This is a genomic window from Ruegeria sp. B1 (assembly GCF_056535885.1).
Genome location: NZ_JBQFJA010000002.1, coordinates 146,613 through 163,850 on the forward strand (window position 1 = coordinate 146,613; position 17,238 = coordinate 163,850).

7 protein-coding genes and 1 pseudogene are annotated in these 17,238 nt (G+C 55.1%); 6 read left to right on the plus strand and 2 right to left on the minus strand.

The window, feature by feature from the left end:
* Positions 1–5 precede the first annotated feature (5 nt).
* Both ACR3ES_RS23375 and ACR3ES_RS23380 read left to right on the plus strand, forming a co-directional pair.
* Entirely contained in the window at positions 6–1,715 is a 1,710-nt protein-coding gene (locus ACR3ES_RS23375; RefSeq protein ID WP_480425866.1) for a type I secretion system permease/ATPase, read from the plus strand.
* Between the two features lie 7 nt (positions 1,716–1,722).
* The gene (locus ACR3ES_RS23380; protein WP_480425868.1) at positions 1,723–3,030 is read left to right on the plus strand and encodes an HlyD family type I secretion periplasmic adaptor subunit; all 1,308 of its coding nucleotides are present in this window, start codon (positions 1,723–1,725) and stop codon (positions 3,028–3,030) included.
* Positions 3,031–3,261: 231 nt separating this feature from the next.
* On the opposite strand, the gene ACR3ES_RS23385 is transcribed toward ACR3ES_RS23380, so the two are convergent.
* Positions 3,262–5,877, minus strand: coding sequence for a S8 family peptidase (locus ACR3ES_RS23385; protein WP_480425870.1), 2,616 nt, complete (start codon positions 5,875–5,877; stop codon positions 3,262–3,264).
* A gap of 425 nt (positions 5,878–6,302) precedes the next feature.
* On the opposite strand from ACR3ES_RS23385, the gene ACR3ES_RS23390 reads away from it, so the two are divergent.
* Positions 6,303–8,117: a S8 family serine peptidase gene (locus tag ACR3ES_RS23390; RefSeq protein WP_480425960.1), complete on the plus strand. Its 1,815-nt coding sequence runs from the start codon at positions 6,303–6,305 to the stop codon at positions 8,115–8,117.
* A gap of 185 nt (positions 8,118–8,302) precedes the next feature.
* Here ACR3ES_RS23390 and ACR3ES_RS23395 read toward each other — a convergent pair.
* A pseudogene (locus ACR3ES_RS23395) lies at positions 8,303–8,401 on the minus strand (transposase domain-containing protein); the annotation flags it as partial.
* 412 nt (positions 8,402–8,813) lie between these two features.
* On the opposite strand from ACR3ES_RS23395, the gene ACR3ES_RS23400 reads away from it, so the two are divergent.
* The 3 genes from ACR3ES_RS23400 to ACR3ES_RS23410 are packed head-to-tail and all read left to right on the plus strand — an operon-like array spanning position 8,814 to position 17,232.
* The gene (locus tag ACR3ES_RS23400) at positions 8,814–9,056 is read left to right on the plus strand and encodes a putative Ig domain-containing protein (protein ID WP_480424824.1); all 243 of its coding nucleotides are present in this window, start codon (positions 8,814–8,816) and stop codon (positions 9,054–9,056) included.
* Entirely contained in the window at positions 9,056–14,827 is a 5,772-nt protein-coding gene (locus tag ACR3ES_RS23405; RefSeq protein ID WP_480634785.1) for a tandem-95 repeat protein, read from the plus strand. Before ACR3ES_RS23400 ends, ACR3ES_RS23405 begins: the two co-directional genes overlap by 1 nt.
* A complete protein-coding gene (locus ACR3ES_RS23410) occupies positions 14,824–17,232 on the plus strand; it encodes a tandem-95 repeat protein (protein ID WP_480634275.1) in 2,409 nt (802 codons plus the stop codon). The genes ACR3ES_RS23405 and ACR3ES_RS23410 overlap by 4 nt, the downstream gene beginning before the upstream one ends.
* Positions 17,233–17,238: the final 6 nt, after the last annotated feature.

The window sequence follows — 17,238 nt, forward strand, 5'->3', positions numbered from 1 at the left end:
GACGCATGGTGTCGCAATCACGCTCCCAGGACGGGTGTGTTGCGGAGTGCCTTCTGGCACTCCGTTCTACATTCGCAGGCATTGGCCTGCTCAGCCTGCCGATCAATCTCCTGATGCTCACCGGACCACTGTTCATGCTGCAGGTGTATGATCGGGTGCTGGCGAGCGGTTCGGTGCCAACGCTGATCGTGCTGGCTGGTTTGGCGGGTGGCATGTATGTGTTCTATGGCGTCCTCGAGGGCATCCGTTCGCGTGTCCTGCTGCGCGTCGGTCAGCATCTCGATGCACAGCTTTCTGCAACGAGCTATGAATGCTCGATCACGCTGCCGGTTCTGATCGGCCGCAAGGCGGAAACACTCGACCCGGTGCGCGATCTCGAAACCGTGCGCCAGTTCCTCGTTGGACCCGGGCCGACGGCGATCTTCGATCTTCCCTGGATGCCGGTGTACTTGACCATCATCTATGTCTTTCACCCGATCCTTGGATTGGTCGCCATTGGGGGCGCGGTCTTCATTTGTATTTTGATCGGCCTGAACGAACTGGTATCGCGCAAGCCGTCGGCAGAAGCCAATCGGCATGCCGTTCAACGCGCGGCCATTGTTGAACAGGGCAGGCGGAATGCCGAGGCCGTTCGAGCCATGGGTATGACGGCAACGCTGAAAGAGCAGTGGGAGGCGTTCAATGGAACCTTTCTCACAAAACAGCGGCATGCCGCAGACATGGCGAACCTCTTTAGCACGATCACCAAATCCTTCCGCTTCATGCTGCAGTCCGTCATGTTGGCAACAGGCGCCTGGCTGGCCATTGGTCAGGAGATTACACCTGGCGTGATGATCGCGGCTTCCATTATGACGTCGCGGGCGCTGTCTCCGGTTGAGATGGCGGTCGGCCAGTGGCGCGGATTTGTGGCGGCCAGACAGGGGTTCAAGCGCCTTCGGGATGTCGTGGAAGGTCGCCCGGAAGACCCTGAGCGCATGGAATTACCATTGCCGTCCAAAACTCTGGCCCTGGAAAATGTCGTTTCGGGTCCGGTAGGCCATCCGGTGCTTCAGAATGTCGGATTTGCGCTGGAGGCAGGTGACGGGCTCGGTATCATTGGCCCCTCGGGCGCTGGTAAATCGTCGCTGGCGCGGACCCTGGTTGGTGTCTATCCGGTGCTGCGCGGCTCACTCCGGTTGGATGGCGCGGATCTCTTCCAGTGGGCACCGGATCGGCAAGGTGAGTTCATTGGCTATTTGCCACAGGATATCCAGCTCTTTGCCGGAACCGTGGCCCAGAACATATCCCGCTTCCAGATGGAAGCCCCTCCGGAAGATATCATCCGGGCGGCAGAGCTTGCCGATGCGCAGGCGCTGATCAAGTCGCTGCCGAATGGCTATGACACCGAGATTGGACCGGGTGGCACTACACTGTCCGGCGGGCAGATGCAGCGCGTCGCCCTGGCGCGCGCGCTTTATGGAAACCCGTTCCTGGTCGTCCTGGATGAACCCAATTCAAATCTCGATTCTGAAGGCGAAACCGCCCTTACCAAGGCCATCGGTGCCTTGCGGGAGGCCGGTTCGATTGTCATCGTCATTGCCCACAGGCCAAGCGCACTGGCAGGCGTGGATACCGTCTTGTTCATGAAGGAGGGACGCGCCCAGGCCTTCGGGCCAAAGGAAGACGTCCTGCAGCAGGTACTCACGCAAAGCCCCAAACCGGTTCGGGCTGTGTAGCGAAGACATGAGTGAAACTGTCCAAACACTGCGTCGCAGCATCAGGCGGCATCTGTGGGGCGCTGGCCTGTTCTTCTGCGCGCTTCTCACGTTCCTCATCGGCTGGTTTGCATGGATGCAAATCTCCGGGGCAGTCATCGCGCCGGGCGCCATTGTTGTCGAATCCAATGTCAAAACCCTCAAACACAAGGAAGGGGGCATTGTTGCAGATATTCTTGTGAAAAATGGCGATGTGGTCCAGGCGGGTGACCTTCTTCTGCGTCTTGACGATGCAACCACCCGTGCAAATCTTGCAGTTGTCAGTCAGCAGCTGGACGAACTGGTTGCGACGGAAGCACGCCTGATTGCTGAACGGGACAACGCGACAGATATTGTCTTTCCAGAGAGTATCGCCAGCCGTGCCTCTGATGCAGAGATATCTCGTATTACCGCAGGACAGCGCCAGCTTAGGGCTGCACGACTGGCAGGGTTGGTGGGTCGGACGGATCAACTCCATGAGCAAATCAATCAACTCGACAGCCAAATCAACAATCTCGAGGTTCAGGCGGACGCCAAGGCAGAAGAGATCGACTTGATTGATATGGAACTTGTCGGGCTCGAAAAACTGCTGGAAAATAGTTATGTTGCTACAAACCGGGTTCTGGCGGTCCGCAGGGATAAGACCCGCCTGCGAAGTGAGCATGGGGCATTGCTGGCCGAAGCGGCCCGCACCGAGCTGGAAATCAGCGAAAGACGTATTCAGATCCTTCAGTTGCGGGAAGACTACCGTGCTGAGACGCTCCAGCGCCTTCAGGAAACGCGCAGTGAGATCGCACGCCTTGCAGAGCAGAAAGCGGCGTCTGTCGACCAGCTCTCTCGCATGGATATCCGGGCACCACGGTCAGGCTTTGTCCATCAACTCAACGTGCACACGAGAGGCAGCTTCATCAGCCCGGCAGAACCCGTCCTTTTGATCGTTCCAAAAGAAGACGCGCTTATTATCGAAACGCAGGTCGCACCGACAGATGTCGATCAGATCTTCACGGGTCAGCAGGCGACCATTCGCCTGCCTGGTTTAAACCAGCGCACAACACCGGAATTGAAAGGTCAGGTCGTCACGATTTCTGCTGAAACGACCCTCGATGAGGGAACCGGAATGAGTTTCTTCACCGTGCGGCTCCGGTTTCTGGAGGGAGAACGGGAGAAGATAGATGGCAACATCCTGATGCCAGGCATGCCGGTCGAAGCGCTGATCCAGACGGGCGAGCGCACGATCCTGTCTTATCTTATCAAACCAATCCAGGATCAGATCGCACATGCCATGCGCGAAGAGTAGTTTCCCAAGCAGGTGGTACACCGTGAGCGGTGCGCGCGTGCCTCACCCAAATCCTGATGACCGCCATCGCAAACGGGTGTAAACAGTCCAACATTAGTCGCCTGATATCCTGGAATGACGCTAAACACGTGTGAGCCACACTCCACTTACAGGTCGTTGATCATCCGAAAACTTACGCGGCTTTGGCGGCGGCGGAATTGTTCCCTGCGATCAGGCTTCGCTCACTGCGCTTCAAAACCTGTGACTGAGCGCAAATCCAATGTAGGGATTTTGGTCACCGCCTCGTGCGCGATATCCCGCGTTAAATAGAATATCCGGTCCAGGAGCATCCGAAGCGATCTGGTAGGTCAGGCCAATATCTATCGGTCGCACTGAAGATGTAATGTCCACAGTTTGAGAGGTTCTTGTCACGCCCGTGCTTTCCTGGCCGGCTACTGCTGCAACCCTGTCTTGAGGGAGGTCGATTGAGATCTCACCAGAGGAGATCTGGAGCGGACTGGAGACAGACAAGCTCATCGTACCCGGACTGCCGAGAAAATGCTGCTGGCTGATTGAGACGCTGCCAGCACGCCCCACCAGGTTTTCGCCGCCAGTGATCAAACCTTCTTGCCGGAAATCCGTCCTGCTTTGCGTACCCGATACTGTCAGGAGCGTGTTTTGGCCAAAAGCAACAGATCCCGATATCGTCAGGAATGATGTCGCACTGCGTCCGTCTTGACCTGCGGCTCCCATGAAGCGGGACCCAAGCACGGTCCCGTTTTCTTCCATAAGGCCGAACTGGGCAGAAAAGCCTGACCCATCCCTGTCTTTGGCTTCAAGCCCTATGCTGGTCTTTGTGAAAGAGTCAGCGGATGACCCGATTGCATGGTCCGTCGTCAGCGCCAGCGCTTCTGTGAGTTTGAACGCGTGTCCGAATGAGTAGTCTTCCGTAAGAAGCTGTCCAAATGGATCTGCGCCTGGATCCTCGTCTCCGAGATTCATCTCGTAGGAAAAAACACCTCCATCAAGACGGAGACCGGTGCTGTGATGTGAGTTCATGACTGTCAGGGTGTCGCTGACCTTAACTTCCTTTGCGATCGTGAGACGAGGTCTTGGCGCCTTGAGTTCAGAGACCAAAGAACTGGCAGCAAGCTCAAATCCGCGCGTATACTTATCTGCAACCATCACAGTTTGTCCTGCAAGGGCCTGGTTGAGGGCTGGAGCGAGGGCACCGCTGGCGACGATGCCCGTTTTGGCGAGAGGGATCGCTTCGCTTTTGGTGGTGTTGCCCTGGTAGACAACAAGCTCACCCATCGGATGCATGGCGTTGGCCAGATTCAGAAGGCCATGCCCGTACTTCGGGTCAACACCCGGGTCACCGAGATCTTCGGCTGCTTCGAACAAAATCTGAGCGATTTCGGGGGCGGTCAGCAAAGGCCACTGGCTCTTCAATACGGCATAGGCTCCAGTGACATAGGCGGCGGCCATGGATGTTCCGTCTTTATGAACGAAGCCGTTGCCGTCGGGGATGTTAATGACACGTGCGCCTGGCGCAGCGAGGCAAAAGTGCATTGCGACGCCACAGTGGTTGGAGGAGTGCCATAGGCTCTTGTCTTCATCAACAGCGACGACGGCGATGAAGTAACCGTGATAATCGTCCAGCACGACTGGAATGCCTGCACTGACTGAGACGTCGGGCAGGCCGCTGTTGCCTGCGGCAAAAACGGTCATCAAGTCAGCCTCTTTGGCGTCATTCAGGGCTTTAATCAAAGCTTGGAAGCGGGCGGGTTCAAAAAACGCTTCGAGCTCGGAGGCACTTTGGAAATCGGTGATTGGAACGCTGACACGGTTTTCATCGAGGTAACCCCAGCTGTTGTTCATGACGGCAGCCCCGGCGTTGATGGAGCGGTGTATGGCATCAGCCCACATCTCTGTAGTTGACATGAGCCGGATGTCGAAGTTGCCCCGTGCTCTTATTCCTTTGAAGATGACAAGCTCGGATTCAAAGGCAACGCCGTGCAGGCCTTGACCGTCTTTCCTGCCTGCCGCGATATTGGCAACATGCGTGCCATGACCGGAACGGCCATGACCGTCAGGTTCAGAAATATCGTCGGGGTCTCCGACAAAGTAGGAGTGGCTGTTGTCAAAGTCGATTTTATTGGCGACGTTTGGAAGGTTAGCGAATTCTGGACTGTTGACATCAATGCCCGTGTCTAGGATGGCAATCTTTACGCCCTGTCCTTTTCCGGGTCCGGGTCCTTGCATGCCCTTTGCGTATCGTTCATCGGCGCCAATCAGAGACAAGGCATAGTTTTTGTTGAACTCCGGGGTTTGGTAGTAGGCGGGATCGTCAAGTCCGGGACCGGGATCAATTGGTTCGACTGGCTCAGGCTCAACTGGCTCTGGTTCGACTGGCTCAGGCTCAACTGGCTCTGGTTCGATTGGCTCAGGATCGGTGCCTGGGCTAGGGCTTGGAGAAGGTGATGGGCTGGGACCAGGGCTTTCACCACCGCCAGTTTCTGCAAGTGAAAGTGCAGACGCCATTCCGACGATACCAAGAACAATCGTCGAACCCATTCCGGAGGTCTCCCCCGCGCTTGGCTGCGAAAGGGAAAAACGACGGATGTCTGGCGCCGGGCCTGAGGTTCGAAGGAGGTAGTCCTCCAAAATCTCGGGCCGGTTCAGGAGGATGTACGCATGCGCATCCTCGAAGGTCGATGGATCTCGCGCATATTCCCGGACGAGGTAGCTCAAGACCTGTTGATCTGAATAGGAAGAGAGTTGACCTGCGTAGATATTTGCCGAGACGGAGGTGGCCAAGATGACAATGGCAGTGGTGGTCAGGGCTAACATCTTAAACAGGCGCATAATGATTGCTACTCTTTAGCTGTTAAATTGTGACCACGCGGCTGCGACCGCGCGCCTTTGATACCGATGAACAGCCGGACCCACGCGGCTCGCAAGTAACAGACTGAATTTATTGCAGATGTGGGCGCGCCATTCGTTTCCTGCCCAATACTGGGGCCCGGTGACTGTATTGGGAAATATTCCAATCCTATATTTGAATAGCCATTGGCTATGGTTCACCACAGGCGCTCGCCATGAGATCCGCGGCAGGGCCTTCACCACCTCAATCCAGACGGAAAGACCGAATGCATGAAACCGGATCAATCCAGATTAAGGCGCTCCGCAGTCCAAAATAACTTGGTCCGGTCCACTTTGTCGGAGACCCCGACGATATTTCTGAACCTGACGGTCATGGCCGTTCCGGTCATGGCACGCATGTTGCCAACATCGCTGCAGGCAGGAAAAACGGTCAAGGCCTGCACGGCGTTGCCTTTGAATCCGAGCTTGTCATCTTCAATGGAATAAGAAAACGGGGCGACTACACCGAATTTACGATTCCGATCGAGAGCATATGGGCTGATGCCATAAACCGCGCAATTGACGCTGGTGCGCATGTCATGAACAACAGCTGGGTTCGAACCAAAATTGTCGATGATTTCATCGTCGAAATGCCAATCACGGATTTCACAACTGAAACTCCGGACGAAAATAGCAAAAATCTCAAAGAATTTCTTGGCGACAAAACCATCACCGCCCTGAATAGAGCCAAATCCGAAGACTTGATGACCGTTTTTGGCGCAGGCAACGGCGGCCTGCCCGACGTCTCAGTCACTGCAGGCATTCCGGTCGTGCTGGACGATTATCTCGGTTACTTCATCGCCGTCGTTGCTGTCCGTGAAGACAAGAGCCTATGGCACTCCTCCAACCACTGTGGCGTCGCAATGCACTTTTGCCTCGCTGCGCCAGGCGCAGGTGTCATTATCATCCCCAACGGCAACGGCTTCACTCACTTGAACGGAACATCCATTGCAGCCGCCTATGTCACTGGCGCCTATGCCGTATTGAAGAGCCAGTGGCCACACCTGACAGCACCCGTAATCGCTGAGATTATGTTCGCGGCAGCCGAAGATCTCGGTGAGCCGGGTGTTGACCCGATCTACGGGCAGGGCCTCCTCAATCTGGAACGCGCCATGCTTCCTATGGGTGAGCTTGTCGTCTACCAGGGGAACACCATCGAGAGCGCCGCCATGCCTCTCGCCGAAACGGGCATCGTCGCCAGCGGCGCCCTGGCGCCAGCCCTCAACCAGGCCCTCGCAGGGCAGACCCTGATGGTTGCAGATGCGTATACGCGCGGATTTGAGCTTGCTGCCAGTGCCTTGGTCTCCGAACTCAAGGCGCCAAGACCCCGCCTTGCGATCACAAGGGAAACAAAGGTCAGCGACAGCCTCACACTCATGCGTTCAGATCACGGAACAGGTCTCCGTTTTGATGGGGATGTGTTCTCCTATGAGATAACTCTCGGCGACATAGATCCAGACGCAGATCCATTTGGACAGCTTCTGACAGAAGACTACTCATTCAGGCACAAGTTTGAACTCACACAAGCGCTGGCCCTTATTACTGACCACGCGGTCGGATCATCCACGGGCTCCTTCTCAAGGACCAGCATAGGGCTTGAAGCAAAAGACAAAGATGGGTCAGGCCTTTCTGCCCAGTTCGGCCTCATAGAAGAAAACGGCACAGTCCTTGGATCCCGCTTCATGGGAGCCGCGGGTCAGGACGGACGCAGCTCTACCTCGTTCTTGGAAATATCCGGATCTGTTGCGGTCGGGCAGGGCACGCTCCTGACGGTATCGGGCACGCAAAGCAGGACAGATTTCAAACAGGCAGGCCTGGTCACGGGCGGCAAAAGCCTGACGGGGCGTGCCGGCAGCGTCTCAATCAGCAAGAAACGCTTTCTCGGCAGCCCAGGCACGATGCACTTGTCGATATCCAGTCCGCTCCAGATCTCCTCTGGTGAGATTTCAATCGACCTCCCCCGGGACAGGGTTGCAGCAGTGGCCGGTCAGGAAAGCACGGGCGTGACAAGAAGCTCTCAAACTGTGCAGATTACATCTTCAGTGCGGCCGATAGATATTGGCCTGACCTATCAGCTTGCTTCAGAAGCGCCCGGACCGGAAATTCTGTTTAACGCGGGATATCGCGCACAAGGCGGTGACCCCAATCCCTACATTGGATTTGCCCTCAGTCACAGGTTTTGAGCCGCACGGGCAGATGTTTCGGCCACTTCATCTGCCGAGAGAGCTGCGCAGTGCATAGCGCACCAGATGCACGATGCAGGTCTGAACCAGGGCCTCAGGGACGGCGGAGAACAGCAGCCGGTACATGCATTGGGCCGCTGAGATTTCTGCGTCATTTTCAGGATAAAGTGAAGGCGGTGCACCGATTACAGGTCTGTGGCGTAATTCCAGGGCATCAGGCTGCTGATGTTGGACTGTTTATGCCCGTTTGCGATAGCGGTCAGTGTTTGGGTGAGCCAGGCACGGCCATTGGTTAGAACGTAATGCAGGGCGGAACGTCGAACTGATGTGGTTGACTGGGCAACTCGCCCTGACCAGAAGACCATTGCAGACTTCTGGTGCGATAATGGTGCTTGTGGCGACTGTTTGCTCAGGCCGTATTGACAAAGTAACAGTCTGACAGGTGCAGACCCCACCATAGCCTTTTCCTATTCAAATATAGAATCATGGTATTTTCCAATTCAGCGATCTGGATCCAGTGTTGGATGCGGGACGAATTGGCTGGACGTATTCGCGGTCAATCGCGCAGCGGAACCCAATCAGTAAAACTTTGGAACGTTAGCCAGTACAATAACAACAGGTTTTCACTCATCACTCACATGTACAGCATGCAAATGAGATCATCTCAATTGCTCACAGCTTGAATTGGATAAAGGAATGACCGTAATGAACAATGCACCCGTTCTGGCACTTGCATTGCCTCATCAGTTTTCAGCAGAAGATCAATCTGTGAGCTTTGTATTACCGGCCAATGCATTCACGGATGTTGATGGCGATGCGCTGACCTTAAGCGCGACGCTTGCGGATGGTGCGGCCCTGCCTGGCTGGTTGGAGTTTGATGCGGTTGCGGGAGTTTCTCGGGCACACCGCCCCAGGACTTCAATGGAACAGTCAACGTGATGGTGACGGCCAGCGACGGGTCTCTTTCGGCCAGCGACACCTTTGTGCTTGATGTTACCCCGGTCAATGATGCACCTGTCGCGGCTGATGATACTGTTGATCCGAGTGAGTTCCTGGTCAATGACTTCACCGATGGCTCTCAAAGCGACCCGAGTGTTACCGCTCTCGCCAATGGCCATTTCGTCGTCACCTGGCAGTCTGATGATGGACAGCCGGGCGATACGTCTGAAACTGCCATCAAGGCCCGTATTCTCAATGAGAATGGTGTGGAGATTGTCAGTGAATTTCTGGTGAATGAGTCTACTAATGGTAGTCAATTGACCCCCAGCGTTACCGAGCTCGCCAATGGCCATTTCGTCGTCACATGGCCGTCCAATGATCAGGAGCAAGGGCATCCGTCTGGTTTTGACATCAAGGCCCGTATTTTTGATACGGATGGTAACGAGATTGTCAGTCAGTTCCCGGTCAATGAAGTTACCCATGACATGCAAGGCTGGCCGAGCGTGACAGCCCTTGCCAATGGCCATTTCGTCGTCACCTGGCATTCTCTTGACGGGCAGCAAGGGGATACGTCCAGTTCTGCCATCAAGGCCCGCATTTTCGATGCAAATGGCGATGAGATTGTCAGTGAATTCCTGGTCAATGAATACACCAATGACGCGCAACTATACTCGAGCGTTACAGCGCTCGCCAATGGCCATTTTGTCGTCACCTGGCATTCTTGGGACCAACAGCACGGGGATACGTCTTGGTCTGCCGTCAAGGCTCGTATTTTCAATGAGAATGGCGATGAGATTGTCAGTGAGTTCCGTGTCAACGAATTCATCAACTTCTGGCAAGAGGACCCGAGTGTGACAGCCCTCGCCAATGGGGGTTTTGTTGTCACCTGGGGGTCTCATGACCAGCAGCAAGGGGATGCGTCCGCTTCTGCCATCAAGGCCCGTATTTTCAATGAGAATGGCGATGAGATTGTCAGTGAGTTCCTGGTCAATGAATTCACCGATAGCTGGCAAGTATACCCGAGTATTACAGCGCTCACCAATGGCCATTTTGTTGTCACCTGGATGTCTGAGGACCAGCAGCAAGGGGATACGTCCGGTACTGCCATCAAGGCCCGCATTTTCAATGAGAATGGCGATGAGGTTGTCAGTGAATTCCTGGTCAATGAATTCACCAATGGCTGGCAACAGAACCCGAGTGTGACAGCCCTCGCCAATGGGGGTTTTGTTGTCACCTGGGAGTCTCATGACGGACAGCAGGGCGATGGGGACCTCGCCATCAAGGCCCGCGTTTTTGATGCGAACGGTGTTGCTCAAAGTCACAAGATTATCACAGAAGATGTTGTCACCCTGATTGAGACCGCCACGCTTCTGGCCAATGACAGCGATGTGGATGGAGATGCGCTGACGGTGATGGATGTGTCTCCGACGAGTGCACATGGCGCGGCCCTGACGCTGAACACAGACGACGGGACGATCAGCTATGATCCAACCGGCGCAGACGCTGTTCAGGCCCTGGCAGAGGGTCAGACCCTGACGGATACATTCACCTATACGGTCGAGGACGGTAATGGCGGGGAGAGCACCGCAAGTGTTTCCGTGGTTGTTCATGGAGCCAACGATGCGCCTGTTGTGGCGATTGTATTGCCTGATCAGTCTTCCGTGGAAGATGAGACCGTGAGCTTTGTGCTGCCGGCGAACGCATTCACGGATGTGGATGGGGATGCGCTGACCTTGAGTGCGACACTTACGGATGGCACGGCCCTGCCGGACTGGCTGGTGTTTGATGCGGTTGCAGGGAGCTTCTCAGGCACACCGCCGCAGGATTTCAACGGCATGGTCAATGTACTGGTGACGGCCAGTGACGGGTCTCTTTCAGCAAGCGATGCCTTTGCGCTTGAGATTACCCCTGTCAACGATGCACCTGTCGCAGTTAACGATGTTGTGCAAAGTCCCGCTCCGATCACCGAAGATGTTGTCACCTCAATTGATACCGCCACGCTTCTGGCCAATGACAGCGATGTCGACGGGGACGCACTCACGGTGACAGCGGTTTCTGCCACAAGTGCGCATGGTGCAGCCCTGACGCTGAACACTGATGGGACCATCAGCTACGATCCCACCGGGGCAGCTGATGTTCAGGCCCTGGCAGAGGGCCAGACACTTATCGACACATTTTCCTATGCGACCGATGACGGCAATGGCGGTGTGGGCGTCGCAACCGTTTCGATCATTGTGCACGGAACCAATGATGCCCCTGTTGTGGCACTTGCATTGTCCAATCAGGCTTCCGTGGAAGATGAGGCCGTGAGCTTTGTGCTGCCGGCGAACGCATTCACGGATGTGGATAGCGATGCGCTGACCCTGAGTGCGACACTTACGGATGGCACGGCCCTGCCGGACTGGCTGGTGTTTGATGCGGCTTCCGGCAGCTTCTCAGGCACACCGCCCCAGGACTTCAATGGCACATTGAGTGTCACGGTAACGGCCAGTGACGGGTCCCTGTCAGCCAGCGACACCTTCGCGCTTGAGATCACACCTGTCAATGATGCACCTGTCGCGGTTGATGATATTGTTGGCACGAGTGAATTCCGCGTCAATGAATTTACAGATGGCAAGCAAGAGTCATCGAGTGTTACAGCCCTCACCAATGGCCATTTTGTTGTCTCCTGGGAGTCTGATGACCAGCAGCAAGGCGATGCGTCTGGTTCTGCCATTAAGGCCCGCATTCTTGATGCGAGTGGAGCTGAGATTGTCAGCGAATTCCTGGTCAATGAGATTACCGATGACTGGCAAAACAGCCCGAGCGTTACAGCGCTTTCCAACGGCGATTTCGTCGTCACCTGGCAGTCTTCTGACGGGCAACAAGGCGATATTTCCAGTACTGCCGTCAAGGCCCGCATCTTTAATGCGAATGGCGGTGAGATCGCCAGTGAGTTCCTGGTCAATGAGTTTACCGATGGCGGTCAGGCGTTCTCGAGTGTGACAGCCCTCGCCAATGGGAGTTTTGTCGTCACCTGGACGTCTGATGACCAGCAGCAAGGCGATGCGTCTGGTTCTGCGATCAAGGCCCGTATTTTCGATGAGAACGGTGTTGAGATTGTAAATGAATTCCTGGTCAATGAGTTCACTGATGGCAAGCAAGAGTCATCGAGTGTGACAGCCCTCACCAATGGCCGTTTTGTTGTCACCTGGGAGTCTGATGACCAGCAGGAAGGCGATACGTCTGGGGGTGCCGTCAAGGCCCGCATTCTTGATGCGAGTGGAGCTGAGATTGTCAGCGAATTCCTGGTCAATGAATACACCGCTAACACTCAAGGGAGCCCGAGCGTCACAGCGCTCGCCGATGGCCATTTCATCGTCACATGGATGTCTAACGACGGGCAGCAAGGTGATACTGATTGGGCCATCAAGGCCCGTATTTTCGATGAGAACGGTGTTGAGATTGTAAATGAATTCCTGGTCAATGAGTTTACCAATAACGGCCAACACGACCCGAGTGTTACCGCCCTCGCCAATGGCAATTTCATCGTCACCTGGCACTCTTATGACGGGCAACAAGGTGATGCTTCCAGCTCTGCCATCAAGGCCCGCATCTTTGATGCGGATGGTAACGAGATCGTCAGTGAATTCCTGGTCAATGAATTTAACCATCTCTTTCAAGGCAACGCGAGTGTAACAGCCCTTGCCAATGGCGATTTTGTTGTCACCTGGCAGTCCGATGACGGGCAGCAAGGCGATACGTCCGGTTCTGCGATCAATGCCCGTATTTTTGATACAAACGGTGTTGCTCAAAACCCCTATCTTATCACCGAAGATGCTGTCACCTTGATTGAGACAGCCACGCTTCTTGCCAATGACAGCGATGTCGACGGGGATGTGCTCACGGTGACAGCTGTGTCTGCCACAAGTGCGCATGGCGCAGCCCTGACGCTGAACACCGATGGGACGATCAGCTATGACCCAACCGGCGTAGACGCTGTTCAGGCTCTGACAGAGGGCCAGGCCCTGACGGATACATTCACCTATACGGTCAGTGACGGCAATGGCGGGGAGAGCACCGCAACGGTTTCCATCGTTGTGCACGGAGCCAATGATGCGCCTGTTGCAGTGGATGATGTTGTTGACCAGAGCGAATTCCTGGTCAATGAGTTCACCGATGGCAGTCAAAGCGCCCCGAGCGTCACAGAACTTGCTAACGGGCATTTCGTCGTCGCCTGGATGTCTCATGCGCAGCAGCACGGCGACATGCCCGATTGGGCTGTCAAGGCGCGTATTTTTGATGCGGATGGCGGTGAGATCGTCAGTGCGTTCCTCGTCAATGAATTCAACAATGGTGCTCAACCGAGCGTTACAGCCCTCGCCAATGGGCAGTTTGTCGTCACCTGGGTGTCTGAAGGCGGGCAGCCAGGTAACACGTCCGATTGGGCCATCAAGGCCCGTGTTTTTGATGCGGATGGCGGTGAGATCGTCAGTGAGTTCCTGGTCAATGAATTCAATAATGACTGGCAGCTCAACCCGAGCGTCACAGAACTTGCCAATGGCCATTTTGTCATCACCTGGCAGTCTGGAGAAGGACAGCGGGTTGATACGTCTGATTATGCCATCAAGGCGCGTATTTTTGATGCGAATGGCGTTGAGGTCACCAGTGAATTCCTGGCCAATGAGTTTACCAATGACAGTCAAATCAGTCCGAGCGTTACGGCCCTCGCCAATGGCGGTTTTGTCATCGCCTGGATGTCTCATGACCAGCAACTAGGCGATGTGCCTGGTGGAGCCATCAAAGCGCGTGTTTTTGACGCGGACGGCGTTGAGATCGTCAGCGAGTTCCTGGTCAGCGAGTTTAGTAATGACTGGCAAAGCACTCCGAGCGTTACGGCCCTCGCCAATGATCATTTTGTTGTCACCTGGATGTCTGATGAGCAGCAGCAAGGTGATACGCCCGATTGGGCTGTCAAGGCCCGTATTTTTGACGCGAATGGAAATGAGGTCGCCAGCGAATTCCTGGTCAATGAATTTACCAATGACAGTCAAATCAGCCCGAGCGTTACAGCCCTCGCCAATGGCGAATTCGTTGTTACCTGGGTGACTGGAGACGAGCAGCAAGGGGATGCTTCCGGCTCTGCCATCAAGGCCCGCATCTTTGATGCGGATGGTAACGAGATCGTCAGTGAATTCCTGGTCAATGAATTCACTAATGACACTCAAACCGAGCCAAGTGTTACAGCCCTCGCCAGTGGCCATTTCGTCGTCACCTGGCAATCTAGAGACGGGCAGCAAGGCGATACTTCTGATTGGGCCATCAAGGCCCGTATATTCGATGCAAATGGTGTTGCTCAAAGCTCCAACATCATCACCGAAGACGCTGTGACCCTGATTGATACCGCCACCCTTCTTGCCAACGACAGTGATGTCGACGGGGATGCGCTCACGATGACAGCGGTGTCTGCCACGAGTGCGCATGGGGCAACCCTGACACTGAACACTGACGGGACCATCAGCTACGATCCCACCGGTGCTGCGGTTGCGCAGGCGCTGGCAGTTGGCGAGACCCTGACGGATACCTTCACTTATACGGTCGCGGACGGGAATGGTGGGGAGAGCACCGCAAGCGTTTCAGTTGTTGTGCACGGAAGAAACGATGCGCCTGCCGCGATTGATGATGTTGTTGTTCTAAGTCCGAATATCATCACAGAAGATGTTGTCGTCCTGATTGATACCGCCACCCTTCTTGCCAACGACAGCGATGTCGAGGGGATGCGCTCACGATGACAGCGGTGTCTGCCACGAGTGCGTATGGGGCAACCCTGACCCTGAACACCACCGATACGATCAGTACAATCAGCTACGACCCAACCGGCGCAGACGCTGTTCAGGCCCTGGCCGAGGGCGAGACCGTGACGGATACCTTCACCTATACCGTCGAGGACGGCAACGGCGGTCAGAGCACCGCAAGTGTTTCAGTTGTTGTGCACGGAACCAATGATGCCCCTGTCGCAGCGGATGATATTGTGCAAAGCCCCACGCCGATCGCAGAAAATGTTGTTACTTCGATTGAGACCGCCGCGCTCCTCGCCAATGACAGCGATGTCGACGGGGATGCCCTCACGGTGACAGCGGTGTCTGCCACGAGCATGCATGGGGCCGTCTTGGTGCTGAACACCGATGGGACGATCAGCTATGATCCAAGAGACGCAGAAGCTGTTCGGGATCTGGCCGAGGGGGAGACCCTGACGGACACCTTCACCTATACGGTCAGTGACGGCAATGGCGGGGAGAGCACCGCAACCGTCTCTGTCGTTGTGCACGGAGCCAACGATGCGCCTGTTTCGAGAGTTCCATTACTTCCTGAGTCTTCAGCGGAAGACGAGGCCGTGAGCTTTACACTACCACCGGACGCGTTTGAGGATCCGAATGGCGATGCGTTGACCTTGACCGCAACGCTTGCGGATGGTTCGGCGCTGCCGGACTGGCTGGTGTTTGATGCGGCTACGGAGAGTTTCTCGGGCACACCGCCCCAGGACTTCAACGGCATATTGAACGTCATGGTGACGGCGAGCGATGGCTCACTTGCAACAAGCGAGACCTTTACGCTTGAGATCACACCGGTCAATGATGCCCCTGTCGCAGCTGATGATTTTATTGGCGCAAGTGAACTCCGCGTGAATGAATTTACCAACACCATACAAAATGCTCCAAGTATTGCCGCACTGGCCAATGGCAATTTTGTCGTCACCTGGACGTCTGATGCTGGGCAGCAAGGGGATGCTTTTTCTTCTGCGATCAAGGCGCGTATTCTTGACGCGAATGGTGTTGAGATCGTCGGCGAGTTCCTGGTCAATGAGTTTACCGATAGCTGGCAATTGATTCCGAGTGTGACAGCGTTGGAAAATGGTAATTTTGTCGTAACCTGGTCGTCTATTGACCGACAGCAAGGCGATCCATCTGATTATGCTGTCAAGGCGCGTGTTTTCGATGCGAACGGCGGTGAGATCACCAGTGAGTTCCTCGTCAATGAATTTACCGATGGCGATCAAGCGTTCTCGAGTGCGATAGCGCTTGCCAATGGCCATTTTGTCGTCATCTGGGAGTCTGAAGACCAGCAGCAAGGCGATACGTCTCCAACTGCGATCAAGGCGCGTATTTTCGATGCAGAGGGTGTTGAGATCGTCAGTGAGTTCCTGGTCAATGAATTTACCGATTACGATCAGCGGAACCCAAGTGTGACAGCGCTGGAAAATGGTAATTTTGTCGTCACCTGGCACTCTTATGCCGTGCAGCAAGGCGATCCATCTGGTTATGCTGTCAAGGCGCGAATTTTCGATGCGAATGGCGATGAGATTGTCAGTGAGTTCCTGGTCAATGAATTTACCAATGACTCTCAATGGAATTCGAGCGTTACAGAACTGGCCAATGGTCATTTTGCCGTCACCTGGGAGTCTGGTTACGGGCAGCAGGGCGACACCGAAGGTTCTGCCATCAAGGCCCGTATTTTGGACGCGAATGGCGATGCGGTTGTCAGTGAGTTCCTGGTCAATGAATTTACTGATGGCAATCAGGATACCCCAAATGTTACGGCCCTCGCCAATGGCCATTTTGTCGTCACCTGGGCGTCTGATGATGGGCAGCAAGGCGATGATCGCTGGGCCATCAAGGCGCGTATTTTTGACGCGAATGGCGATGCGGTTGTCAGTGAATTCCTGGTCAATGAATTCACCAATGACACTCAAATTGCGCCGAGCGTGACAGTGCTCGCCAATGGCCATTTTGTCATCATATGGATGTCTAACGACGGGCAGCAAGGTGATACGTCTGGTTATGCCATCAAGGCGCGTATTTTCGATGCAAACGGTGTTGCTCAAGGTCCCGAGCCGATCACAGAAGATGTTGTGACCCTGATTGAGACCGCCACGCTTTTGGCCAACGACAGCGATGTCGACGGGGATGCGCTCACGATGACAGCAGTGTCTGCCACGAGTGCGCATGGCGCGACCCTGACGCTGAACACCGACGGGACAATCAGCTATGATCCCACCAACGCGGATGCTGTCCAGGCTTTGGCAGTTGGGCAGACACTTATCGACACATTTACCTATACGGTCGAGGACGGCAATGGCGGGAGAGCACTGCAACAGTTTCAATTGTTGTTCACGGAAGAAACGATGCACCCGTTTTAGCAATTG

What these genes read in the sequence shown, in the direction of transcription:
- ACR3ES_RS23375 (WP_480425866.1), top strand. Translation starts at nt 6, where the DNA reads ATGGTGTCGCAATCACGCTCCCAGGACGGGTGTGTTGCGGAGTGCCTT.
- ACR3ES_RS23380 (WP_480425868.1), top strand. Translation starts at nt 1,723, where the DNA reads ATGAGTGAAACTGTCCAAACACTGCGTCGCAGCATCAGGCGGCATCTG.
- ACR3ES_RS23385 (WP_480425870.1), bottom strand. Translation starts at nt 5,877, where the DNA reads ATGCGCCTGTTTAAGATGTTAGCCCTGACCACCACTGCCATTGTCATC.
- ACR3ES_RS23400 (WP_480424824.1), top strand. Translation starts at nt 8,814, where the DNA reads ATGACCGTAATGAACAATGCACCCGTTCTGGCACTTGCATTGCCTCAT.
- ACR3ES_RS23405 (WP_480634785.1), top strand. Translation starts at nt 9,056, where the DNA reads ATGGTGACGGCCAGCGACGGGTCTCTTTCGGCCAGCGACACCTTTGTG.
- ACR3ES_RS23410 (WP_480634275.1), top strand. Translation starts at nt 14,824, where the DNA reads ATGACAGCGGTGTCTGCCACGAGTGCGTATGGGGCAACCCTGACCCTG.